This is a genomic window from Azospirillum sp. 11R-A, assembly GCF_049472615.1.
GTDB lineage: Bacteria > Pseudomonadota > Alphaproteobacteria > Azospirillales > Azospirillaceae > Azospirillum > Azospirillum palustre.
This window is the reverse complement of sequence record NZ_JBCEBL010000004.1, coordinates 308,889-330,677: the sequence shown is the minus strand read 5'-3', so window position 1 is coordinate 330,677 and position 21,789 is coordinate 308,889. Positions and strand designations below refer to the sequence as shown.

Below are 21,789 nucleotides of genomic sequence, written 5' to 3'. Positions count from 1 at the left end.
TCTTGCTTTCGCATTCCCTCCCGATTGGAAGTCTTCCCATGGCGCAGCGCATTGACGGCATCATTCCGGTGATGCTGACCCCCTTCACCGATGCCGGCGAGATCGATTTTCCGGGGCTGACCCGCCTGATCGAGTGGTATCTCGCCAACGGCGCCGACGCCCTGTTCGCCGTCTGCCAGTCCAGCGAGATGCAGTTCCTGTCGCTGGCCGAGCGGGTGGATCTGGCGAAATTCGTCGTCGCTGCCGTCGCCGGCCGGGTGCCGGTGGTGGTGTCGGGCCACATCAGCGACGACCTCGACGCCCAGGTCGAGGAGCTGACGGCGATGGCCGCCACCGGTGGCGACGCGCTGGTTCTGGTGACCAACCACCTCGACCCGAAGAACGAGGGAACCGAGGCGTTCCGCCATCACCTGTCCCATCTGCTGGAGCGTCTGCCGAGCGACATCCCGCTCGGCCTCTACGAGTGCCCGGCGCCCTACCGCCGGCTGCTGAGCGACGAGGAACTGCGGCTGTGCATCGACAGCGGCCGCTTCGTCCTGCTGAAGGACGTCAGCTGCGATCTGCCGACGGTCGAGCGCCGGCTGAAGATCGCTGAGGGCTCCGACCTCGCCATCATCAACGCCAACGCCGCCATCGCGCGCGACGCAATGCGGGCCGGGTCGCCGGGCTTCACCGGCGTCTTCACCAACATCCACCCCGACCTCTACCGCTGGATGCGGCTGCATGGCGACCGCCATCCCGAACTGGCGGACGAGCTGGCGACCTTCCTGGTGGTGGCCGCGGTGTCGGAAAGCCTGGGCTATCCGGCCTTCGCCAAGATGTACCACCAGCGCCTCGGCACCTTCGGGTCGATCCGCTGCCGGGTGATCCAGTACGACGTGCGCGAACGCTTCTGGGCGCTCGACGCGGTGCTCGACAAGGTCGTCGCCGGCACCGACGCCTTCCGCGCCAAAATCGCGGCCCTGCCGGCCGAATGACCTGACGGGGTCCTGAACGAAAAGAGCTTTAGGGGAGGAACGGATGGGCCGCTTCATCGACGGGTATGTCTTCGTTCTGAAGGTCGCGATCGTGGCCTGTCTGGCCGGCATGCTGGTGCTGGTGTTCGGCAACGTGGTGCTGCGCTACGGCTTCAACAGCGGCATCACGGTGTCGGAGGAGCTGTCGCGGCTTCTCTTCGTCTGGATGACCTTCATGGGCGCGGTGGTGGCGCTGCACAAGCACGGCCATCTCGGCATGGACACCATGGTCGCCCTCCTGCCCAGGACGGGGCGGCTGGTCTGCTTCTGCCTCAGCCATCTGCTGATGATCTACGCGACCGGCCTGCTGCTCGGCGGCAGCTGGGACCAGACCCTGATCAACCTGTCGGTGACGGCGCCGGCCACCGGCCTGTCGATGGGGTTCTTCTATGGCTCCGGCGTGGTGTTCGGCGTCCTGGCGCTGGTGATCCTGGCTTACAACCTCGTCCGTGCGCTCACCGGCCGCCTCAAGGACGGCGAGCTGATCACGGTGACGGAGTCCGAGGAAACGGCCGACGCCACCCATGCGCCCACCGGCCGGCACGCCTGATCCCTTGGCCTGATTCCGCGATAGCCCGAGCGGCAAGGAGTTTCTCCCATGACCGTCACCGTCTTCCTCGGCTCGCTGCTGGGGGCCATGGCCATCGGCACGCCGATCGCCTTCGCGCTGCTGCTGTGCGGCGTGGCGCTGATGTTCCATATGGACCTGTTCGACGCCCAGATCGTCGCTCAGAACGTCGTCAACGGCGCCGACAGCTTCCCGCTGGTCGCCGTGCCCTTCTTCATGCTGGCGGGCGAGGTGATGAATGCCGGCGGCCTGTCGCGGCGCATCGTCGCCGTGGCGATGGCGCTGGTCGGCCATATCCGCGGCGGGCTCGGCTATGTCGCCATTCTCGCTTCCTGCATCCTCGCCAGCCTGTCCGGGTCGGCGGTGGCCGATGCCGCCGCCCTGTCGGCCCTGCTGGTGCCGATGATGGTGCGGGCCGGCCATGACAAGGCGCGCTCCTGCGGGCTGATCGCCGCCGGCGGCATCATCGCGCCGATCATCCCGCCCAGCATCGGCTTCATCCTGTTCGGCGTCGCAGCCAACGTGTCGATCACCAAGCTGTTCCTGGCCGGCATCTTTCCGGGCCTGATGCTGGGTCTGGGTCTGGTCGCCGCCTGGTGGCTGGTCGTCCGTCACGAGAATCTGGCCCCGCCGCCGCGCGCGACGAAGGGCGAGGTCGCGGCGGCGGTGAAGGACGGCTTCTGGGCGCTGATGCTGCCGGGCATCATCATCTTCGGCCTGAAGTTCGGCATCTTCACGCCCACCGAGGCGGCGGTGGTGGCGGCGGTCTACGCGCTGTTCGTCGCCGTGGTGGTCTATCGCGAGCTGAAGCCGTCGCAGCTGTTCGACCTGTTCGCCTCGGCGGCCACCACCACCGCGGTGGTGATGTTCTTGGTCGCCGCCGCCATGGTGTCGGCCTGGATGATCACCATCGCCAACCTGCCGGCCCAGGTCGGCGAGATGCTGGAGCCCTTCATGGGCAGCCCGACCCTGCTGATGGCCGCCATCATGGTGCTGGTGGTGATCGTCGGGACGGCGATGGACATGACGCCGACCATCCTGATCCTGACCCCGGTTCTGATGCCGGTGATCAAGCAGGCCGGCATCGACCCCGTCTATTTCGGCGTGCTGTTCATCATCAACAACGCCATCGGCCTGATCACCCCGCCGGTCGGCACCGTGCTGAACGTGGTGGCCGGCGTCGCGAAGCTGAACATGGGCAGCCTGATGCGCGGCGTCTGGCCCTTCCTGCTCGCCCAGCTTCTGGTGCTGACCCTGCTGGTGCTGTTCCCGTCGCTGGTGATGGTCCCGGCCCGCTGGTTCGCGGGCTGAGCCGATCCCCTACAGGGAGCTGCCGGCCACGGGTTCGGCAGCTCTCCCGGCACCCAGCAGGATGCCCAGGCGCCCCGCGGCACCGGTGATGTGATCGGACATCGCCTGCGCCGCGCGGGCGCCGTCGCGTGTCTGCAACGCCCTTAAAATCCGTTCGTGCTCCTCCAGTGTTTCCCAGATGCGGTCCTCCTGGGCGAAGGGAAGCGTCTGGATCTCCGTGACCACCGCATCGACCGTGCGGAACAGGTCCTTGAACATGCGGTTGCCGCAGCCTTCGACGATCAGGTGGTGGAACTTGCTGTCCTCCACCCCGGCCTGGGCGAAGTCATGCGCCTCGAAGGCGGTGCGCATCCGCACCAGCGTGCTGGACAGCGTGTCGAGCGCGGCGTCGGGCAGGGCGATGGCGGCCAGTTGGGCTGCCTGCGGCTCCAGCGCCAGCCGCGCCTCGTAAACCTCGCGGGGCGAATAGAGGTCGGCGAACCGCCAGGCGGCGACCGGGTCCGGCGGCTTGCCGTCGGTGAGAAAGACGCCGCGCCCCACCTCGATCCGGATCAGGCCGAGGGTTTCCAGCGCCGACAGCGCCTCGCGCAGCGATGCCCGGCTGATGCTCAGCCTCTCGGCAAGCTCGCGCTGGGGCGGCAGCTGGTCGCCCGGCCGCAGCCCCTGTTCGTCGATGATCCGGCGGATCTTCTCGACCGCCGCCTGTGGCACCAACAGCCGTCCACGCATCCTGCCGATCCCTGTCTGTCGTTGCTCTTGCCGGGGTGCCCCACGCGACGCCTTGACAATAGCCCAGAAAGGGCGTGCAATCCAACTGGTCAGACCGGTATGGCCTATCAGACCAAAGAAAACGACAAAACCGGCTTTCAGGGATTCGCGTCAGGCATTCACCCACCCATGCAGGGAGACGCAGGTACAGCCATGCGCAGACAGATTCTCAAATTCGCTCTCTTCGCCGCGGCCTCCGCCACCGTCTGGGGCGGCTTCGCACCGGCCCACGCCGCCGACCTCGCCGTCGGCGCCAACATCGGCAACGTCCCGTGGGAGTTCCAGGACGCGACCGGCAAGTTCGTCGGCTTCGAGATCGACGTGGTCAACGAGGCGGCCAAGCGCCTGGGCAAGACGGTGGAGATCGTCAACATCCCCTTCAACGGCCTGTTCTCCGCCGTCCAGTCGGGCCGGATCGCCATGGCGATCTCGTCGATCACCATCACCGACAAGCGGCTGGAGTCGGTCTCCTTCGCCCAGCCCTACTATGACAGCGACCAGTCGCTGACCGTGCGGGCGAACACCCCGCTGAAGAGTGTCAATGACCTGAAAGGCAAGTCGCTGGGCGTCGATACCGGCTCCACCGGCGACATGTGGGTGAACCAGAACCAGGCCAAATACAGCTTCGGCGATGTCCGCCGCTACGAGGGGCTCCAGCCGGCGATGCTCGACCTCGGGGCCGGGCGCCTGGACGGCTACATCAGCGACATCCCGGCGCTGCTCTACTACACCAAGGACAAGCCGCAGTTCAAAGTCGTCCAGCGCATCCCGACCGGTGAGCGCTATTCCGTGATGCTGGCCAAGGACAGCCCGCTGCTGCCCGCCGTCAACGACCAGATCACCGCGATGAAGAAGGACGGCACCTTGGCCGCCCTGCATGAGAAGTGGTTCGGCGTGAAGCCCGACGCCGACGGCAGCACCGTCAAGATCCTCGACATCCCGAAGAAGTCCTGAGCGCGGACCGTCTCCCCGCCATTGGACACCCCGTCATCGGACCCCATGGCCGGGCACACGGCGCCTGAGTTGCGCGTGCCCGGCCCATGCCTGGACATTCCCTTATGGATTTGATCGACACCTTCTTCAACGGAAGGGTGCTGTGGGATGCGCTGCCGCTCCTGCTGATGGGGCTGGGCACCACGCTGTCGCTGGGGATCCTCAGCATCGTGCTCGGCCTGATCGGCGGCCTGGCCCTCGCTCTTCTGCGTCTTTACGGCCCGCCGGTCCTGAGCGGACTGTGGGTGCTCTACATCGACCTGTTCCGCGCCATTCCCATCCTGGTGCTTCTGGTCATCGTCTACTACGCCCTGCCGTTCGTCGGCATCCGGCTTTCCCCCTTCGCATCCGCCACCACCGCCCTGTCGCTGGTCAGCGCCGCCTACAGCGCGGAAATCCTGCGGGCCGGCATCCAGGCGATCCCGCGCGGCCAGTTCGAGGCCAGTCAGGCGCTCGGCCTGTCCTACTGGAGCATGATGGGGGATATCGTCCTGCCGCAGGCCGTCCGCATCGTCATTCCGCCGATGACCAGCAACTGCATCAACGTGATGAAGGACACCGCGCTCGCCTCCGTCGTCGCGATGCCGGACCTGCTGAAGCAGGCGACCCAGGCCCAGGCGCTGGCGGCGAACCCGACGCCGCTGATCGGCGCTGCCGCGCTGTATGTGCTGCTGCTCCTGCCGATGGTGCGCGCCGTGGGCACGCTGGAACGACACTTCGCCAGGGAGCGCCGCTGACATGCAGATCAACGATATCCAGCCGGGGGATATGCAGGCGGGGGAAGCGGGCAGGGCGGCATCCGCGCCCCCGGCCGGCCGGCCGATCATCGCCATCCGCGACCTGCGCAAGATGTATGGCAGCTTCTGCGCCCTGTCCGGCATCAACCTCGATGTCGGGGAAGGCGAGGTGGTCGTTCTGCTCGGCCCGTCGGGGTCGGGGAAATCGACCCTGATCCGCTGCATCAACCTGCTGGAGACCTACGATTCCGGAACCGTGACGGTGGACAATGTCGCCGTCCGGCCCGGTCCCAATCTGGCTGCCGTCCGCAGCGAGGTCGGGATGGTGTTCCAGAGCTTCAACCTGTTCCCCCACATGACCGTGCTCCGCAACGTCGCGCTGGCGCCGATCCGGGTGCGCAAGCTGGCACCGAAGGCCGCCGAGGAGCGGGCGATGGAACTGCTGACCCGTGTCGGCATCGCCGAACAGGCCGGCAAGTTCCCCGGCCAGCTGTCGGGCGGCCAGCAGCAGCGCGTCGCCATCGCCCGTGCGCTGGCGATGGAACCGAAAATCCTGCTGTTCGACGAGCCGACCTCGGCGCTCGACCCCGAGATGGTCGGCGAGGTGCTGGACGTCATGCAGTCGCTGGCCCGCACCGGCGTCACGATGGTGATCGTCACCCACGAGATGGGCTTTGCCCGCCGTGTGGCCGACCGCGTCATCTTCATGGAGCGCGGCCAGATCGTCGAGGAGGCGAAACCGGAAGCCTTCTTCTCCGCACCCAGGGAGGAGCGCGCCCGCGCCTTCCTGCAAGCGGTCCTGAACCATTGAGCGCCGCCCGGATCATCCCGGCGGTGCCGCTGACCAGCGACGCCTTCGCCCCGTTCGGCACGGTGCTTTCCGCCGGCATGGGCAGGTCGTCCCTGGTCAATGACGGGCGCGGCATCCGCTATGACGCCGAGCATGGGCTGGGCTTCGCCGGCGAGCCGCTGCCGCCGGTGCTGGCGCTCTACCGCATCACCCCGTCGCAGCTGCCCTTCGCCGTGACGGCGATGGAGCAGCATCCGCTCAGCAGCCAGACATTCGTCCCCATGACCGGCGGGCGCTTCCTGGTGGTGGCCGCCCTCGCCGACGACGGGGGCGAGCCGGATCCCGACACCGCCCGCGCCTTCGTCGCCGGTCCCGATCAGGCGATCACCTATGCGGGAGGGGTCTGGCACTGTCCGCTTGTGGCTCTCGACGAGACCGCCGACTTCGCCATGATGATGTGGCGCGCTCCCGATCCCGACGCCGACTGCCGCGTCGTCTCCCTGTCCGTGCCGCTGCTGGTCGCCGACCACGCCGCGGCGATCTGACCGAAGGAACCGAACCCGTGTCGAACGTGACGACCTCCCCGCTCGATCTGTCCTTTGTCCGCGCCCAGTTCCCGGCGCTCGCCGGCGACTGGATCTTCATGGACAATGCCGGGGGTTCCCAGACCCTGACGCGCGTTGCCGACCGCATCCGGGATTATCTGCTGACCAGCAACGTGCAGCTGGGGGCCAGCTACGCCGTGTCGCGGAAGTCCGGCGCGCGGGTCGCCGACGCCCATGCCGACATCGCCGAGTTGATCGGCGCTGCCCGGCCGGACGAGGTGGTGATGGGCGGGAGCACCACGGCCCTGCTCTACACCCTGTCGGCGGCGATGGCCGACCGGATCCGGCCCGGCGACGAGATCGTCGTCACCAACTGCGACCACGAGGCCAACATCGGACCCTGGCGCAAGCTGGAGGAGAAGGGCGCCGTGATCCGGACCTGGGCGGTCCGCCCCGACAGCCTGGAACTGGCGCTGGACGATCTGGAATCGCTGCTGAACGGGCGCACGCGGCTCGTCTGCGTCACCCATGCCTCGAACATCCTCGGCACCATCAACCCGGTGGCCGACATCGCCCGGCTGGTGCACCGGCACGGCGCCAAGCTGCTGGTCGATGCCGTCGCCTATGCGCCGCATCGCGCGTTGGATGTCGCCGGCTGGGATGTCGATTACTATGTCTTCAGCTTCTACAAGGTCTATGGTCCCCATTTCGCCGTTCTCTACGGCAAGCACGAGCATCTGGCGGCGCTGCCCAGCCTCAACCATTACTTCATCGACCAGACGGTGATCCCCTACAAGCTCCAGCCCGGCAACGTGAATTACGAACTCGCCGTCGGCTGCACCGGCATCGTCGATTACCTTGCCGAGCTGGGCGAGCGCTGCGGCGCCACCGGGCCGCGCCGAGCCAGGATCGAGGCCGCCTTCGACGCCATCGCCGCCCATGAGGAGGCGCTTGCCGAACGGCTGCTCGCCTATCTGCGCGGACGCAACGATGTGAAGGTCATCGGCCACGCAGCGGCCGACCGCTCCCTGCGGGTGCCGACCATCAGCTTCGTGGTGGACGGATACCGGTCCGACGAGGTGGTGAGCGCGGTCGATGCGTCGATGATCGGCATCCGCTTCGGCGATTTCTATGCCAAGCGCCTCGTGGAGACGCTGGGGCTGGCCGCGGTCAACGGCGTGATCCGCGTGTCCCTGCTCCATTACAACACGCTGGACGAGGTCGACCGTCTCATCGACGCCCTCGGCAGTGCCATGCCGCAGCGGCGGTGAGCCTAGGGCCGACCCGAAGATGACCGACCGATCACATCTGGAACAGGATCAGGCACATGGCTGAGTTCGATCTGGTGGTGCGCAACGGCACGGTGGTCACGGCCGCCGATGTCAGCCGCTGCGACATTGGCATCAAGGACGGCCGCATTGTGGCGCTGGCCGAACGGCTCGACACGTCGGGACAGGTCCTCGATGCTTCCGGCAGGCTGGTGATGCCGGGTGGCATCGACAGTCACGTCCACATCGCGCAGGACGGCGACGACGGCACGATCATGGCCGACGATTTCCGCAGCGGCACGCTGTCCGCGGCCTTCGGCGGCAACACGACGGTCATCCCCTTCGCGCTCCAGCCCAAGGGCAAATCGCTGCGCGCGGCGGTGCAGACTTACCACGCGCGGGCGGAAGGCCAGTGCCTGACCGACTATTCCTTCCACCTCATCATCTCCGACCCCACCGAGCAGGTGCTGGGCCAGGAGCTGCCGGCGCTGGTGCAGGACGGCTACACCTCGTTCAAGGTCTTCATGACCTATGACGATTTGAAGCTGAACGACCGCGAGCTTCTGGAGGTGTTCGACGTCGCCCGGCGCGAGAAGGCGCTGGTGATGGTCCATGCCGAAGGCTACGACGCCATCAAGTTCCTGACCGAACGGCTGGAGCGCGCCGGCCGCACCGATCCCTATTACCATGCCGAATCCCGTCCGATCCCGGTGGAACGGGAGGCGACCCACCGCGCCATCTCCTTCGCCGAGATCGTCGACGTGCCGATCATGATCGTCCATGTCTCGTCCGCCGACGCCATCGAGCAGATCCGCTGGGCGCAGAGCCGCGGCCTGAAGGTCTATGCCGAAACCTGCACCCAGTATCTGACCCTGACGGCCGACGACCTGAAGGGGCTGAACATGGAGGGTGCCAAATATGTTTGCAGCCCGCCGCCGCGCGACAAGGAAAGCCAGGACGCCTGCTGGACCGGCCTGCAATCCGGGCTGTTCTCGGTCTTCTCCTCCGACCATTGCCCCTTCCGCTTCGACAGCCCCGCCGGCAAGAAGAAGCAGGGCGAGCGCACGGCCTTCAAATGGGTCCCCAACGGCATCCCCGGCGTCGAGGTCCGGCTGCCGATCCTGTTTTCCGAAGGGGTGGGGAAGGGGCGGATTTCCTTGCAGGAGTTCGTCGCCCTGACATCCACCAACCATGCCCGGATGTACGGTCTCGCCCCGCGCAAGGGCAGCATCGCCATCGGGGCGGATGCCGACCTCGTGCTGTGGGACCCCGACCGCAAGGTGACGATCACCCAGGAGCTGATGCATCACGGGGCCGACTACACGCCCTATGAAGGCATGGAGGTGACGGGCTGGCCCGAAACCGTCCTGCTGCGCGGCACCGTCATCATCGACAAGGGCGTGCAGACCGGCAAGGCGGGCGATGGCCGGTTCCTGCACCGGTCGATCTCGCCCTTCGCGGCACCGCGCGGCCGCCGCCCGACTCAGTATGACTGAGCGGAGCGCGCGATCAGAGGCGGAGTTGGCGGGGGCGGCCGGCGAGATAGCCGAAGACGGCCGCCGCCACCGCGATCACGACGAAAAGCAGGGCGGAGGCGTGCCAGTCGCCGCTCCAGCCATGCAGCAGCCCGACCAGAAACGGGCCGCCGGACGCCAGCGTATAGCCGACGCTCTGCGACATGCCCGACAGATGCGACGCGATGCGGCTGTCGGGTGAGCGCAGCACGATCAGGGTCAGGGCGACGGCGAAGGCTCCGCCCTGACCGATTCCGAGGATCACTGCCCACAGCGCGATGGTCCAGAGCGGAGCGTAGAGGCAGCCGACCATGCCGACGAGGCTGCAACCGAGCATCGAGACGGCGGCGAAACTCTGGCTCGGCGTCCGCGTCGCCAGCATGGGCGCGACCAGCGCCGCCACCACCTGAACCATGACCGAGCCGGAAACGATCAGTCCGGCCGTCGTCGGGTCGAACCCGCGGTCGCGCAGCATCGGCGCCATCCAGCCGAGCACGATGTAGGCCAAAGCCGATTGCAGCCCCATGAACAGGGTGATCTGCCAGGCCAGGCGGTTGCCCCACAGGCCGCGCACGGACGCGCCGGCGGGGCCGGCTTCGCTCTGCCGTCCGCGGGTCAGCGGCAGCCAGGCCAATGCCGCCACCACCGCCGGCACCGCCCAAAAGGCCAGGGCGCCGGTCCATTGCCCGAGCGCCCGTTCCAGCGGCACCGTTGCGCCCGCGGCGGTTGCCGCCCCGGCGCAGAGCGCCATGGTGTAGACCCCCATCATCAGGCTGATCTTGCGGGGGAAATCGCGCTTCACGACGGCGGGCAGCAGCACGCCGATGATGCCGATCCCCGCACCCGCCAGCGTCGCCCCGGCGAACAGCGCGGCGAAATTGCCGACCCCGCGCAGCGCGACGCCGAACCCCAGGACCAGCAGCGTGAAGAAAATCGTCCGCTCCGTGCCGAAGCGCTGGGCCAGACGCGGTGCGATCACCCCGAACAGGCCGAGGCAAAGCACGGGCGAGGTCGTCAGCAGTCCGGCCTGTCCCGAACTCAGGCCGGCATCGCGCACCACATCGCCCATCACCGGTGCAAGGCTCGACAGCGCCGGCCGCAGGTTCAGCGCCACCAGCACGAGGGTGACGGCGACCAGCAGCGGATGATGCAGCGCCGGGTTCTCCGCCTGTGAGTTTTTCGTCGGAAGGGGGGCGGGCCGGGTGGCCGCCGGGCCGCCGCTGGGAGGCTCGGCGGATCGGCCGGCGGCGCTTTCGATGGTCATGAGCAGCCTGGGCGGTTTTGTTGGCGGGGCCAAGCAATCGACCATTGGTTGCCCGCAGGGTCAACCCGCCCACGCTGCAACCCACCCCAGCGACCGTGGGGACCCGTGGTGTGAAGGAAGAAAGCAGCAAATCCGGGGCAGGCGTTCGGGTGTCAGAGGCACTCGCTCAGCGCAACCGCATCGCGCACGCTTCGGACGACCTCGGCAACCCTGTCCGGGTCGATTGCGTCGCGCCGCGCGCCGCCCTGGCAAAGCGCGCCGCGGAAGCCGAGGATCGAGGGCCCTAGCGCAGCCAGAGGACCGATGTCGGCAAGTCTCAGCGACCCTGCCAGCCCGGCCAGCAATCCGGCCTCGCGCACCTGCCCGATGAAGGCGGCCAGCGCGTCGGCCGACAGATGATCGCGCAGGGTGCGGCCATCCTTCAGGCCGGTGTCCAGCATCACACCGATAAAGCCGGCATCGGCCATGGCGCGGACCAGTTCGGGGGTAGGGGCGGTCAGGTCGGCAAGAATGACGCCGACCAGCGCGGCGGCGCCGCGCGCCTCGGCGGCTGCGGCGATGCAGGCATGCGGATCGCCTCCGGCGGCGATCCCGATCTTCACGATGTCGATACCCGTGGCCGCCGTCCGGGAAACCGCCGCCGCCATGACTGCCGGGTTCATCGGCAGATCGCCGATGGTGGCGCTGACCGGTCTGCGGCCATCGACCGTCCGCAGACAGGCGTCGATGATGTTGGCCGGCAGCGCACCCAGGGCGCCGTCGTCCGGGTTCTTCAGATCGATCAGGCCGGCCCCGGCCGTCACGGCGATCCCGGCCTCCACGGGATTGGTCACGCTGGCGAGCATGCGGATCATGAGGACACCTGTTGTTTTGCCATATCGTCCGCAGCGGGCCCGGCGGCGTCTCCGGTGGCGGGCGGTTCTGCCGCGAGACTTTCGGACCGGAAGGCCGCCACGCGGTCGGACAGCCAGCCCCAGGCTTCCCGCTCGCGCTCTCCGGCGGTCTTCTCGACGGCGATGGCAAGGTAGGCCATTTCCCGTTCCACCTTCTCCCACGGCAGCATGTGCAGCCTGCTGCACAGGATCGCCGCCTCGATCACGGCGGCGGCGGCACGGTTGTGGCCTTCGAAGGGCCGATGCGCCTCCCTATGGATGGGCCGGCAATGGAAGCGCGGGCGCACCGGGTCGGCCTCGATCCGGACCACCTCCACCTCCCAGTGGGCGAGGCTGTCGGCCAGACGCACGCCAGCGATGGCGGTTGCCGGGACCAGCGGCCAGTCCCGCCGCCCGGTCAGGCAGCCGGCGAACAGGCGCGCATCGTCGGTGAAGTTGATCACGGCCCGGCCGGTGGCTTCGAGCGCGTTGAGCGTGACGGAGGGGCGGAAGGGGGCGATCACCAGATCGTCCGCGGTCCGCGTCACCCCGAAGGGGGCGATGTGCGGGGTTCCGTCGGCGCCCAGCGTGGTGACGATGGTTTCGAGGATCATGATGCCTTTCCGCAGGCCCGCCGCCGCTCCTGCAAGGTCGTGCCCGCCGCCTTGAAACCGTGGGGATCGCTGCCTGCCTCCGCTTCCGGCGCTTCCTCCACCGTGCAGCCCCAGGCGAGATCCTCGTCCTGGACGTAGCGCTTGCCGAGCTGCCAGGCGAGGAAGGCCTTCTGCAACTCCACCCCCATGTAGAAGGCGTGTCCGCCGTCCTCCGCCAGCCCGAGCAGGGGATAGAGCTTGTAGGGATCGGTTGCCACATGGTGGCCGTCGCGGTTGTAGACGTGGACCCCGTCCTCCGCCACCTCGACCCGGAAGGAGGGGTCGCGGATGTTGCGGGCGGTTTCCGCGATTTCCTCCGGCGTGCCGGCGTAGGGGCGGCGGTCGCGCAGGGCCATCAGCCCGTCGTCGATGCCCTTCGGCAGGCTGCCGCTTTCCGCCGCTGCATGCATGATCCGCCGCGCCCGGTCGGCCTCGCGCACCGCGGTGCGGGCATGCGGGCTGACCTGAAGGGTGAGGACGGCGCCGATCGACAGTTCCGACACCATCCCCATCAGCAGCGCCGTCGTGCCCGTGGTGTCGGCGTCGGTGAGTTCGGTCAGGTTGCCGATTCCCATCAGCATCCCGATGTCGGGATAGCGGCGGCGCAGGGCGTGATAGCGCACCACCGAGTCCGTGAAGCCGTAATGGATGGGGTCGAGCACCGGGTCGGCCAGGAAACGCCGGCCGTCGGCCCGCAGCCGGTCGACGGCGCGGCACAGCGACTCCAGGTCCCGCGGCTTGGCCGGAACCAGGATCGGCGTGGCTGCCGTCCGCTCCAGCACCCACAGCGTGTCCTCGCTGAGGCTGAGCAGGTAGGAGGCGCCGGCCGCCGCTCCGCGCAACAGTTCGTCGGGGTCGGCGCTGTCGACGCTGACCGTGTGGCCGGCGGCGACCAGAGCGGAAACGGCAGTTTCCAGCCCCTCGAACCGCTCGCCCGGCTGGCAGCCGAGGTCGATGACGTCGGCGCCGTCGCGGCGCAGCCTTGCGGCGGTCTCCAGCAGATTGTCGACGGAACGGCGGGGCGCGTCGACGATCTCGGCGAAGATCGTCACCGCATGGGCGCTCAGGTCGGCCTGTGCCGCCCGCCCGCCGAGATAGGCGGGGATGTCGCGCAGCTCCTCCGGCCCGCGTTCGAAGGCGACGCCGAAATGTGCGGACAGCGCCGCCAGATCGCAGCGCGTCCGGCCGGGCAGGAGCACGCGCGCGCCGGGAGGCGGGGGCGGCAGGCGGCGCCTGATCAGCTCCTCGGTCATCAGGGCGGCGACGCTGACGCCGATCTGCACCACGTCGAAGCGGAAGGGGGCGGGCGCCATCCCGTCGAGCATCGCCCTCAGGCGCGGCTCCGCCAGCTTTCCGGTCACGAAGACGAGGTGGTCAGACATTCCAGACGCGCCTTCAGCGTGGATTCGAGTTCGGGAACGGTTTCGACGACGGTGGTCGCCTCGAACCCGCGCAGCCGTTCGACATTCTCCAAGTCGATGCGCCGGGGATAGACCGGCACCATGCCGTGCGGCGCCTCGGTCATCATTTCCGGCGCGGTGTCGCAGGCGAAGACGATGCAGGGCACCCGGCATTTGCCGGCCTGGGCGAAGGCGTTGGTCGGCAGCGTGTCGGAAATCCCCTGCACGCATTTGGCGACCGTGTTCGAGGTCGCCGGACCCACCACCAGCGTGTGGTATTCGCCGAAATAGAACCGCCCGATCTGCGGGGCGCTGGCGGCCCGGTCGCGGAACAGGCGGGTGCCGGGAGGAAAGTTGCCGTCGCGGCGGCGGTACATCCGCATCACCTCCTCGGCCGCCTTGCTGAGAAAGACGTCGAGCGGCGCCAAGCGCGCCATCAGGTCGAGCGTCTCCTTGATGTAATGGCCCGACCCAGTCAAGGCCCAGGCCAGTCGCGGCGGTGCCGGCGGGGGAGCGATGCTGTTCATGCCCGCACGCTGGGCAGGGTCTCGACCTCCGGGCAGCGCAGCAGGGCGCAGCCGGGGGTGGCGCGGCCCGCCAGCGCCTCCTCCATCAGCAGGTGGTTGTCGCGGTGGATGCACCAGCTGTCGCCGGCGAAACGGGCGCGCCAGAGCGGGAAGGCCGCATCGACCAGCCCGTCGCGGGCCAGCGACGCCGCATCAGTCGCCGCACAGGGGCAGGGCCCCGACTTGACCAGCACCAGCGCCGCCGCGTCCAGCTCCACCGCCAGCCATGCCGCGAGGCTGTCGGAGGTGACCTCCCAGCTTTCGGCGATCTCGGGCTGGTCGAGCGCCATGGCGGACGGCAGCCACACCGCGGGCATCCGCGCCCGGATCAGCGACCGCAGCCGCTCGCGCGTCGCCGCCGTTTGCAGGGTCGGGCAGATGCCGTGCAGCATCAGCCCGAACTGTTCCATCGCCAGCAGGGCCATGCGGTGGGCGAGCCGGTCGTCGAAGCGCCAATTGTCCTGGGCGTCGCGCACGGCGTCGGCGAAGGGCCCGCCGCCCGGTACGATGACCACGGGATGGAGATGGCCGGGCCGGGCGATCAGATCCAGCCACGTTCCCAGCCGGTGCCAGTCGGACAGGCTGCCGCCGATCTTGATCACCCAGGGCCGCGCCGCGGGGGCTGGGGATCCGTCCTCAGGCGATGCGTTGGCCGTCATCGGGTCAGATCCGCCGGTCCGCCATCGCCAGCGGGCGGCGCGACGCCGGCAGGGATTGGCCCGGCATCTGGTCGCGCGTCCGCTCCAGCCGGATGCCCGGCACCGCGACGCCGTCGTAGATGTCCAGCTTCGCCACCGACACGCGGGCCGACTGCACCTGTTCGTGGGCAAGGCACATGCGGGCGATCTTTTCCGCCAGCATCTCGACAAGGTTGGTGTGCTCGTCCATCAGGATCCGCTTCAGCCCGGACAGCAGATCGTCGTAGGACAGTACGTCGCCGATGTCGTCGGAGAACTGGGCGCCGTCCTGGCGCACCTGCAGCAGCAGGTCGATGCGCACCCGCTGGGGCGCGTCGCGCTCATAATCGAAGACGCCGATCCGGCAGGGCAGGACGACGTTTTCCAGGAACAGCTCGTAAAGGCCGGCGGGGATGGTGGACGGGCCGGAGCCGGCGGCGGTCAGGCCACGCGCGCATTGGGCGGAAAGAATCGCGTCTAGCATCGGTGCCGTCCTCCTGGCTGTTGTCCGGCGGGGCCGAGCGTGGATTTGGTGTCGGGCGGGCCGCATTTGTACCTTACCGACATCCGGGGGGCGGCATCTGTTCGAAAGCGACAGCAATCTGGCGATTTCCGCCGCCCCATGCCTGTTTCCCCCATCCGGTCCCGCTTGACCTTCCGCCCGCCCGCTGTGGCATCAGGTCAGGCCGGCGAACTCGTGCGCGGCGGCGAGCGGGCTGTGCCGCTGGCTCTGGCGGTCGCTGCGCGGTGCGATGCCGAAATGATCGCGGTAGCATTTGCTGAAATGGGTGGCGGAGATGAAGCCGCAGCTGATCGACACCTCCATCACCGACATGCGGGTCTGGCACAGCAGCTGCCGCGCCCGCTTCATCCGGAGGCCGAGATAGTATTTGGCCGGCGAGCAGTTCATGTATTTGCGGAACAGCCGTTCCAGATTGCGGCGGGATTGGCCGAGCTCCGCGGCGAGCGTCAGCAGATCCAGCGGTTCCTCGATGTTGGCCTGCATCACCGCCACCGCGGCGTGGAGATCCTCGTGGTCCAGCACCGGATTGGCTTGCAACTCCTCCTGCTGGCGGATGCTGCCGGCGCGGATCTTGGTGTGCAGAAGCTGTTCGGCGATGTCCATCGCCAGCTTCTCGCCATGGCGCGCGGCGATCAGGTGCAGCATCATGTCGGTGGCGGCAGTGCCGCCTGCGCAGGTGAAACGGTTGCGGTCGATGGTGAACAGCTCGCCCGTCGCTTCGATCTCCGGGAAGGTTTCGGCGAAGCCGGCCATGTTCTCCCAGTGGATGGTGCAGCGGTAGCCGTTCAGCAGGCCGGCGCGGGCCAGGATATGGCTGGCCGTGCACAGGGCGCCGAAGGCGATCCCCTGGGCGGCCGAACGCCGCATCCACGAGAACATCGCCCGATCCTCGTACCAGTGGCCGCCGATGCCGCTGCACACCATCACGGTGGACAGTGGCGGGCAGTCGGCGATGGCGTGGTCGACGCAGATGCCGATGCCGTTGCTGGCCCGCTGAACGCCGCCGGTCGGGGAGAGCAGCACCCAGCGATACAACTCCTTTCCGCTGATGTGGTTGGCGAGGCGGAGGGGCTCCACCGCCGCGGTGAATGCGATCATGGAGAAATCGGGAACCAGGAGAAAACCGATGGTGTCGGCCTGGGAAACGCCGGATTGCTGCTCATTGCACTTCATTGTCCCGTGCCCCTCTTCCGCTTTCCTGTTCGTATCGTGGGTCGCGAATGGTCGGCGAACACGCTGTTTACCCGCGGCCTTGTTTGCAGTGGCGGCCGCGTTCGGATGGGCGGGGGATCGATCCCTTTGCGCACCATCAAGTTTTTATGACAAGCAGCCTACGCAGGTCGGGGCCCTGCGACATTGAACAAAGCGGACATAATCCTTGAAGGAGCGCGACGTTGACCGAGTCGAGATTGTTTTTCATGCAAATCATCCGGAGAAGCGAACAATAGCACCATCCGGTGGAGCAACCACGCTCTCTCTATGAGGTAGCCCCTCTTGGCGTGAACGGCCGCCGCTCGCCGACGGTCGGCGAGCGAGCCTTCACAGGCAGGCCAGAATCTCGCCGCGCCCACCGAATCCACGGTCGCCCAGCCAGCGCCGCGCCCGCCCGGTCAGTCCCCGGCAGGCGGGCGGCGCTTCGTCAAGCCCCGACAGGTGATTGTCCAGAAGCGACAGGAAGGGCAGCTGGTTGAGGCCGCAATCGGCAAAGCCCGGCAGCGGATCGATCTCGCCGCGGAACAGGATGGTGCCGTTGCGCATGCCATGGCCGGTGAAAGCCCCCGGCCTGCCGCCGATCAGCAGGCTGCCAGCAGTCATGTGCAGGGCGCCGTAGGCGCCGACATCGCCGCCAATGGCGATCAGACCGCGGCGCATGCGCTCGCCGGCGCGGTCGCCGCATGCGCCATGGACCAGGATCCGCCCGCCGGTCATGCCGGCCCGCTCGCCGGGGAGGGCGCCGCCCAACTCGCTGCCGGCGTCGCCCCGGACGATCAGCTCGCCGCCTCGCATGGACGCCCCCGCCGCCAGCCCTGCCGACCCCTCCACCAGCAGCGAGCCGCCGCTCATGCCGGTGCCGGCGCGGTGGCCGACCGGTCCGGCGACCCGGATGGTCCCGCCGGTCATCCCCGCCCCGACGAAGTCGAGCCGCCCGTCACCCTCCAGTTCGACGATGTCGCCCGGACTGCCTGACAGGTCGAACAGGTCGCCCACCGCGACATGGCTCCGGCCGAGCCGCAGAGGCAAGGCGGCGATCTCCGGCAAGGTCAATTCCGCCAAGCGGTGCGGCAGCAGGGGGGAGGCGTCGATGCGGCCGGTCAGCGGGCCTTTCAGACGGAAACTCAGCACGCTCATGGCAGCAGCTCGTGAAGATGGAAATGGTGGCGGCCCAGCTTGCCGCCGTAATTGCCGGCAGTGACGCCCCAGATGCCGGAGCCGCGCCCGCGTTCGATCAGGCACTTCAGCCCGGCCGTGGTGGCGGCCGCGACATCGGCGGCGGTCAGCCCGTCGATGACGATCTCCAGCACCGATTCGACCTCGGCCGGCAGGCGGGAGCGGGGCAGGCCGCGCAGCGTCGGGCAATAGGCGTCGTTGGTGGAGGCTGGCATGCCCTTGTACTTCGCCCCGATCTTGGAGCCGGAGCGGACGACCCCGCCGGGGAAGGGCAGCACCACGTTGGGCACGGCGCGCATGGCGTCCGCCGCCGCTTCCGCCGCCTCCAGCGCCGCCATCCGCGCATCGGCGAGGATCAGCAGGTTGCCGCCGCCGACCGCCGGAACGCTCCAGCTCGATTCCTCGCACAGGAACTCGCCGTCCATCACCGGGATGCGCCAATAGCGCCGGCCGCCCAGCAGCTTCGACATCTGCTGGCCGTCGCCGAAATAGCGCAGCTTCCGGCCCAGCGGGATCAGATCCTCCGTCACCCCGCGCGGCACGCCGGCGAAGCAGGCGGTGCCGGGGCAGGTCAGGATGCATTGGCCGACGCGGGTCTCGACCTGCTTTCCCAGCACGCTGCGCCCGGTGGCGAAGAACAGCAGGGACACGCCGGGGCGCCCGTCGGGGGTTTCCTCCGGCGCCAGCTCCCGCTCGATCCCGGCTTCGCAGCCGCAGGCGATGACCGAGGTGGCGAAGCCGGTGGCAGCCCCGCCGGCATGGCGCGCCCAGGCCGGCGTGTCGGCGGTCACGATCAGCCGGGTCGCCTTCATGTCGAAGGCCTCGGCATAAGTGCTTTCGATATGGATGCCGTTCAGAAGCATGGGTCGGACGCCGTCAGGGTCGGAACGATGGACAGGCCGCCGCGGCCATGGTCGAGGATCTCGCCGTCCGCGATGCGGAAGTTGCCGAGCCGGACGGTCTGGTGATCCTCGAACCAGGGCTTCAGCCGCCGTTCGATGGCGGGGTCGAACTCCGGCCGGACGACGATGGTGTCGCCCCAGCCGGTTGCGGTCAGCCGGCCGTTCCGTGCCACCGGCCGGCCGCTCTTGAACACCCAGGCTGGGGCCGCGAACATCGCCTCGCGGTCGGGCAGGTCGTCATAGACCACCACGTCGGCGACGGCGCCGGGGCGCAGGTGGCCGCGGTCGCGTAAGCCCAGCACGCGGGCCGGGCCGGCGCGGGTCATGATGGCGATCTCGTCGAGCGTGTATTCGCGTTCGATGGAGCCGAGCCGGCTGTGCGCCGCGACATCGGGATTGATCCGCGCCAGCTGCTCGTTGCGGAAGCTGCGGTCCATCAGCAGGCGGATCAGATGCGGATAGCTGGTGAAGGGGCCGCCGTTCGGGTGGTCCGTGGTCAGATAGACCCGCCAAGGATCCTCGATCAGCAGGAACAGCTCCAGCCCGATGGCCCATTGCAGGGCGTTGACGAAGGCCTTGTCGCGGTAGCGGAACGGCACCAGCCCGCAGCCGCCGTCGCATTCGATGTCGGTGCACACCCATTTGCGCGGACTGGCGAGGCCGCTGTTGCGGAACTGCGACATGATGTCGGCCGAGGCGGTGATTGTCTGACCGAAGATGATCTGGCCGACATCGACCGAGATGTTCGGGCTGCGGTTCACCGCTTCGGCGATCTCGGCGGCGGCCGAGGAGAAACGGCGGTCACCCTCCGTCCCATAGCTGTGGAATTGCAGGTGGGTCAGATGGGCGGGCAGCCCGTCGAGCGCGGCGATGGTGTCGCGCGTCACCGCTTCGTTGCCGGGGATGCCCAGATTGTTGCAGTGGATGTGCAGCGGATGCGGCACCCCCAGGTCGGACAGGGCGGTTGCCAGCGTGGTCAGGATGCGGCGCGGCGTGATGCCGTAATGGGGATGCGCCTCGTCCAGATCCAGGCGGCGCTGGTTGAACTTGAAGGCGCTGATGCCGCCGGGATTCACCACCTTGACGCCGACCGCCTGGGTGGCGTGCAGGATCCAGGCGACATAGTCGTTGACTTCCGACTGCGTCGCCCCGGCGGCCAGCCGCTCCAGCAGGAAATCGTCGTTGCCGAGGACGGCGTAGCAGCCCTTGTCGATGATTGGGATGTCGGCCAGCTCCAGGTGGGTGTGGCGCGCGTTGGACGGCAGCATGGCCGGCTCGAAGGCCGCGGTGTAGCCCATCTCGGCATAGCGGTAGCCGGTGACGAAGCTGGACGGGGTGAACAGGCCGCTGCCGGAGCGGCGCAGGCCGTCGGGGCCGCTGGCGTGCTCACGATGCTCCTCCGGAAGAAGCAGGCGGGCGAGGTTCACCTTGCCGCCGCCGATGTGGCTGTGGATGTCGATGGCGCCGGCCATGACGATGCGGCCGTCCAGATCGACCACCTCCCCGATGCGGGCGTCTTCCGGGGGTGCTGCCGCGATGCGGCCGTCCTTCAGATACAGGTCACGCAACCCGCCGCCGTCGGTGCTCACGGTTGGATCGCAGACGCGACCGCTGCGCAGCAGGGTGTAGGCGTCAGACATGCGCTGTCTCCCGAAGCGGGACGGGGAGTGGGGAGGCGGGGAGGCGGTCGAGCAGGGCGCTCAGCACCGACGCGGCCGACGGCAGCGTCATGGCGGTCGTTCGCAAGCGGCGCAGAGGCAGGGCGGCGACGCCGTCGCCGCGGTGGATGCTGCCGGAATGGTCGAGGCCGGGGATGGCGACCGGGATCAGCACCTCCGGGTCGCGGGGCAGCGGCTGTCCGGGGCGGGCCAGCACGATCATCGGGGTGCGGGTGTCGGGCAGTTCCGCGCCGTTCAAGGCCGAAAGCCAGACCAGCGCATCGACCTCGTCGCCTGCCAGCAGGCTTTTCAGCCGGTAGCGCAGCGGATCATGTTCCGGTGGGCCGGCCCCCAGGCGGGAGCGCAGCGGCACGCCATATTGCCAGGCGCACACATAGTTGGCACCCAGCGCGTTACCCTTGCCGCCCAGGGGCAAGCCGGCGCAGCGGGTCGAGGCGTTGGCGGTCACCACCAATCGGTTGAAGGCCTCGATGGCGATATCGCCGGCCGCCGGATCCAGCGTGGCGGCGATCCAGCCGACCACGCCGAAGCGCGCCTCGCGCAACGCTGCGGCGACACGGGCGAGGTCCTCCATTGCGATGCCCCCGACTTGGTCACCGCGGGGTGTTTCGCCGGCCAGCAACTGCGACAGGGCGGCGGCGATGGCAGGGGCGTGCGTCAGGTCGGCGGTCAGGCGTTCGAACCCGTCCGGTGCCGGGCCGTCGCCGGGACCGATCAGGAAGCCGCGCGCCGCGCCGGCATCGCGGAACAGGGCTGTCGGCGGACGGACGATGCGGTCGAACAGGCGGGGGGCATGGCGCTCGAACTCGGTTCCGAACAGGACGAACAGGTCGGCACGGTTGCGAATTTCGCCGAAGGTGGCGGTCATGGCGCCGGTCACTTGGAGCGCGCGCAGGCCGTGGAACAGGCTGTCGGACGCGGCATGGTCCACCACCGCACCCAGCCGTTCGGCCAGCGCCAGGGCCGCGGAGACTCCTTCGGTGTCGGCGGACAGTCCTCCGACGGCGGGAGAGGCCGCATCGCGCAGCAAGGCCGCCGCTGCGTCCAGCGCTTCGTCGAGCGGAACGGCGCGGCCTTTGATGAAGCAGTGGGCAGGCAATGCCGGAAGGGCGAACAGGGTGCGTGCCCGTGCGCAGCCGTTGGCGGTCACCCTGAGCTGTCCTGTGCCATCGCGTGCGATTGCAAGGTCGTCGCAGGCCATTGCGCAGAATGGGCAAACGACATCGCTCATGGGCGGTGGGAGATCGCTCCCGCCGAATCCATAGTCCATATCCTAAACCCCGCGCATGATGTCGAGTGTGGAGGGTTGTCTTAAATAATAATGGTCATGAAATTACAGTTCATATCCTTTGCGG

22 protein-coding genes are annotated in these 21,789 nt (G+C 68.4%); 9 read left to right on the top strand and 13 right to left on the bottom strand.

Annotated features, from left to right (window positions below):
• The first annotated feature begins 38 nt into the window (after positions 1-38).
• The 3 genes from VH569_RS09055 to VH569_RS09045 are packed head-to-tail and all read left to right on the top strand — an operon-like array spanning position 39 to position 2,895.
• Positions 39-977 (top strand): dihydrodipicolinate synthase family protein, encoded by a 939-nt coding sequence (locus tag VH569_RS09055; protein WP_423315052.1) that lies wholly within the window; start codon positions 39-41, stop codon positions 975-977.
• A 43-nt stretch (positions 978-1,020) separates the two neighbouring features.
• A complete protein-coding gene (locus VH569_RS09050) occupies positions 1,021-1,566 on the top strand; it encodes a TRAP transporter small permease (protein WP_423315051.1) in 546 nt (181 codons plus the stop codon).
• A gap of 48 nt (positions 1,567-1,614) precedes the next feature.
• The gene (locus tag VH569_RS09045) at positions 1,615-2,895 is read left to right on the top strand and encodes a TRAP transporter large permease subunit (RefSeq protein ID WP_423315050.1); all 1,281 of its coding nucleotides are present in this window, start codon (positions 1,615-1,617) and stop codon (positions 2,893-2,895) included.
• A gap of 9 nt (positions 2,896-2,904) precedes the next feature.
• Here VH569_RS09045 and VH569_RS09040 read toward each other — a convergent pair whose 3' ends face one another.
• Positions 2,905-3,624 carry a FadR/GntR family transcriptional regulator gene (locus tag VH569_RS09040; RefSeq protein ID WP_423315049.1) on the bottom strand — a complete coding sequence of 240 codons (720 nt, stop codon included), beginning with the start codon at positions 3,622-3,624 and terminating at the stop codon, positions 2,905-2,907.
• 192 nt (positions 3,625-3,816) lie between these two features.
• Between VH569_RS09040 and VH569_RS09035 the strand changes: the two genes are divergently transcribed.
• From VH569_RS09035 to hydA, 6 genes are all read left to right on the top strand, one after another.
• A complete protein-coding gene (locus tag VH569_RS09035; protein ID WP_423315048.1) occupies positions 3,817-4,617 on the top strand; it encodes a transporter substrate-binding domain-containing protein in 801 nt (266 codons plus the stop codon).
• Positions 4,618-4,721: 104 nt separating this feature from the next.
• Positions 4,722-5,393 carry an amino acid ABC transporter permease gene (locus VH569_RS09030; protein ID WP_423315047.1) on the top strand — a complete coding sequence of 224 codons (672 nt, stop codon included), beginning with the start codon at positions 4,722-4,724 and terminating at the stop codon, positions 5,391-5,393.
• Positions 5,394-5,424: 31 nt separating this feature from the next.
• The gene (locus VH569_RS09025; RefSeq protein ID WP_423315093.1) at positions 5,425-6,204 is read left to right on the top strand and encodes an amino acid ABC transporter ATP-binding protein; all 780 of its coding nucleotides are present in this window, start codon (positions 5,425-5,427) and stop codon (positions 6,202-6,204) included.
• The gene (locus VH569_RS09020) at positions 6,201-6,728 is read left to right on the top strand and encodes an ureidoglycolate lyase (protein ID WP_423315046.1); all 528 of its coding nucleotides are present in this window, start codon (positions 6,201-6,203) and stop codon (positions 6,726-6,728) included. Before VH569_RS09025 ends, VH569_RS09020 begins: the two co-directional genes overlap by 4 nt.
• Positions 6,729-6,745: 17 nt before the next feature.
• Positions 6,746-7,999, top strand: a complete 1,254-nt coding sequence (locus tag VH569_RS09015) for a cysteine desulfurase-like protein (RefSeq protein ID WP_423315045.1) — start codon at positions 6,746-6,748, stop codon at positions 7,997-7,999.
• A 56-nt stretch (positions 8,000-8,055) separates the two neighbouring features.
• Positions 8,056-9,492 (top strand): dihydropyrimidinase, encoded by a 1,437-nt coding sequence (gene hydA, locus VH569_RS09010; protein WP_423315044.1) that lies wholly within the window; start codon positions 8,056-8,058, stop codon positions 9,490-9,492.
• A 13-nt stretch (positions 9,493-9,505) separates the two neighbouring features.
• Here hydA and VH569_RS09005 read toward each other — a convergent pair whose 3' ends face one another.
• From VH569_RS09005 to VH569_RS08950, 12 genes are all read right to left on the bottom strand, one after another.
• Entirely contained in the window at positions 9,506-10,774 is a 1,269-nt protein-coding gene (locus VH569_RS09005) for a CynX/NimT family MFS transporter (RefSeq protein ID WP_423315043.1), read from the bottom strand.
• A 152-nt stretch (positions 10,775-10,926) separates the two neighbouring features.
• Positions 10,927-11,628 (bottom strand): (5-formylfuran-3-yl)methyl phosphate synthase, encoded by a 702-nt coding sequence (locus tag VH569_RS09000; protein WP_423315042.1) that lies wholly within the window; start codon positions 11,626-11,628, stop codon positions 10,927-10,929.
• Complete coding sequence (locus tag VH569_RS08995) at positions 11,625-12,260, bottom strand: DUF447 domain-containing protein (protein ID WP_423315041.1); 636 nt, start codon at positions 12,258-12,260, stop codon at positions 11,625-11,627. Before VH569_RS08995 ends, VH569_RS09000 begins: the two co-directional genes overlap by 4 nt.
• A complete protein-coding gene (locus tag VH569_RS08990) occupies positions 12,257-13,681 on the bottom strand; it encodes a DUF6513 domain-containing protein (protein ID WP_423315040.1) in 1,425 nt (474 codons plus the stop codon). Before VH569_RS08990 ends, VH569_RS08995 begins: the two co-directional genes overlap by 4 nt.
• Positions 13,657-14,226 carry a flavoprotein gene (locus VH569_RS08985; protein WP_423315039.1) on the bottom strand — a complete coding sequence of 190 codons (570 nt, stop codon included), beginning with the start codon at positions 14,224-14,226 and terminating at the stop codon, positions 13,657-13,659. Before VH569_RS08985 ends, VH569_RS08990 begins: the two co-directional genes overlap by 25 nt.
• Positions 14,223-14,924 carry a uridylate kinase gene (locus VH569_RS08980; RefSeq protein WP_423315038.1) on the bottom strand — a complete coding sequence of 234 codons (702 nt, stop codon included), beginning with the start codon at positions 14,922-14,924 and terminating at the stop codon, positions 14,223-14,225. Before VH569_RS08980 ends, VH569_RS08985 begins: the two co-directional genes overlap by 4 nt.
• 4 nt (positions 14,925-14,928) lie before the next feature.
• Positions 14,929-15,426 (bottom strand): dihydroneopterin aldolase, encoded by a 498-nt coding sequence (locus tag VH569_RS08975; RefSeq protein ID WP_109047611.1) that lies wholly within the window; start codon positions 15,424-15,426, stop codon positions 14,929-14,931.
• Positions 15,427-15,618: 192 nt separating this feature from the next.
• A complete protein-coding gene (locus VH569_RS08970) occupies positions 15,619-16,638 on the bottom strand; it encodes a GlxA family transcriptional regulator (protein WP_423315037.1) in 1,020 nt (339 codons plus the stop codon).
• Between the two features lie 366 nt (positions 16,639-17,004).
• A complete protein-coding gene (locus tag VH569_RS08965; protein ID WP_423315036.1) occupies positions 17,005-17,814 on the bottom strand; it encodes a formylmethanofuran dehydrogenase subunit C in 810 nt (269 codons plus the stop codon).
• On the bottom strand, positions 17,811-18,716 hold the full coding sequence (fhcD, locus tag VH569_RS08960; protein ID WP_423315035.1) for a formylmethanofuran--tetrahydromethanopterin N-formyltransferase: 906 nt from the start codon (positions 18,714-18,716) through the stop codon (positions 17,811-17,813). Before fhcD ends, VH569_RS08965 begins: the two co-directional genes overlap by 4 nt.
• Entirely contained in the window at positions 18,707-20,395 is a 1,689-nt protein-coding gene (locus VH569_RS08955) for a formylmethanofuran dehydrogenase subunit A (protein WP_423315034.1), read from the bottom strand. Before VH569_RS08955 ends, fhcD begins: the two co-directional genes overlap by 10 nt.
• On the bottom strand, positions 20,388-21,584 hold the full coding sequence (locus VH569_RS08950; protein WP_423315033.1) for a formylmethanofuran dehydrogenase: 1,197 nt from the start codon (positions 21,582-21,584) through the stop codon (positions 20,388-20,390). Before VH569_RS08950 ends, VH569_RS08955 begins: the two co-directional genes overlap by 8 nt.
• Between the last annotated feature and the right edge of the window lie 205 nt (positions 21,585-21,789).

Coding starts and splice junctions, on each gene's coding strand:
- VH569_RS09055 (WP_423315052.1), top strand. CDS start 39: ATGGCGCAGCGCATTGACGGCATCATTCCGGTGATGCTGACCCCCTTC.
- VH569_RS09050 (WP_423315051.1), top strand. CDS start 1,021: ATGGGCCGCTTCATCGACGGGTATGTCTTCGTTCTGAAGGTCGCGATC.
- VH569_RS09045 (WP_423315050.1), top strand. CDS start 1,615: ATGACCGTCACCGTCTTCCTCGGCTCGCTGCTGGGGGCCATGGCCATC.
- VH569_RS09040 (WP_423315049.1), bottom strand. CDS start 3,624: ATGCGTGGACGGCTGTTGGTGCCACAGGCGGCGGTCGAGAAGATCCGC.
- VH569_RS09035 (WP_423315048.1), top strand. CDS start 3,817: ATGCGCAGACAGATTCTCAAATTCGCTCTCTTCGCCGCGGCCTCCGCC.
- VH569_RS09030 (WP_423315047.1), top strand. CDS start 4,722: ATGGATTTGATCGACACCTTCTTCAACGGAAGGGTGCTGTGGGATGCG.
- VH569_RS09025 (WP_423315093.1), top strand. CDS start 5,425: ATGCAGGCGGGGGAAGCGGGCAGGGCGGCATCCGCGCCCCCGGCCGGC.
- hydA (WP_423315044.1), top strand. CDS start 8,056: ATGGCTGAGTTCGATCTGGTGGTGCGCAACGGCACGGTGGTCACGGCC.
- VH569_RS09005 (WP_423315043.1), bottom strand. CDS start 10,774: ATGACCATCGAAAGCGCCGCCGGCCGATCCGCCGAGCCTCCCAGCGGC.
- VH569_RS09000 (WP_423315042.1), bottom strand. CDS start 11,628: ATGATCCGCATGCTCGCCAGCGTGACCAATCCCGTGGAGGCCGGGATC.
- VH569_RS08995 (WP_423315041.1), bottom strand. CDS start 12,260: ATGATCCTCGAAACCATCGTCACCACGCTGGGCGCCGACGGAACCCCG.
- VH569_RS08990 (WP_423315040.1), bottom strand. CDS start 13,681: ATGTCTGACCACCTCGTCTTCGTGACCGGAAAGCTGGCGGAGCCGCGC.
- VH569_RS08985 (WP_423315039.1), bottom strand. CDS start 14,226: ATGAACAGCATCGCTCCCCCGCCGGCACCGCCGCGACTGGCCTGGGCC.
- VH569_RS08980 (WP_423315038.1), bottom strand. CDS start 14,924: ATGACGGCCAACGCATCGCCTGAGGACGGATCCCCAGCCCCCGCGGCG.
- VH569_RS08975 (WP_109047611.1), bottom strand. CDS start 15,426: ATGCTAGACGCGATTCTTTCCGCCCAATGCGCGCGTGGCCTGACCGCC.
- VH569_RS08970 (WP_423315037.1), bottom strand. CDS start 16,638: ATGAAGTGCAATGAGCAGCAATCCGGCGTTTCCCAGGCCGACACCATC.
- VH569_RS08965 (WP_423315036.1), bottom strand. CDS start 17,814: ATGAGCGTGCTGAGTTTCCGTCTGAAAGGCCCGCTGACCGGCCGCATC.
- fhcD (WP_423315035.1), bottom strand. CDS start 18,716: ATGCTTCTGAACGGCATCCATATCGAAAGCACTTATGCCGAGGCCTTC.
- VH569_RS08955 (WP_423315034.1), bottom strand. CDS start 20,395: ATGTCTGACGCCTACACCCTGCTGCGCAGCGGTCGCGTCTGCGATCCA.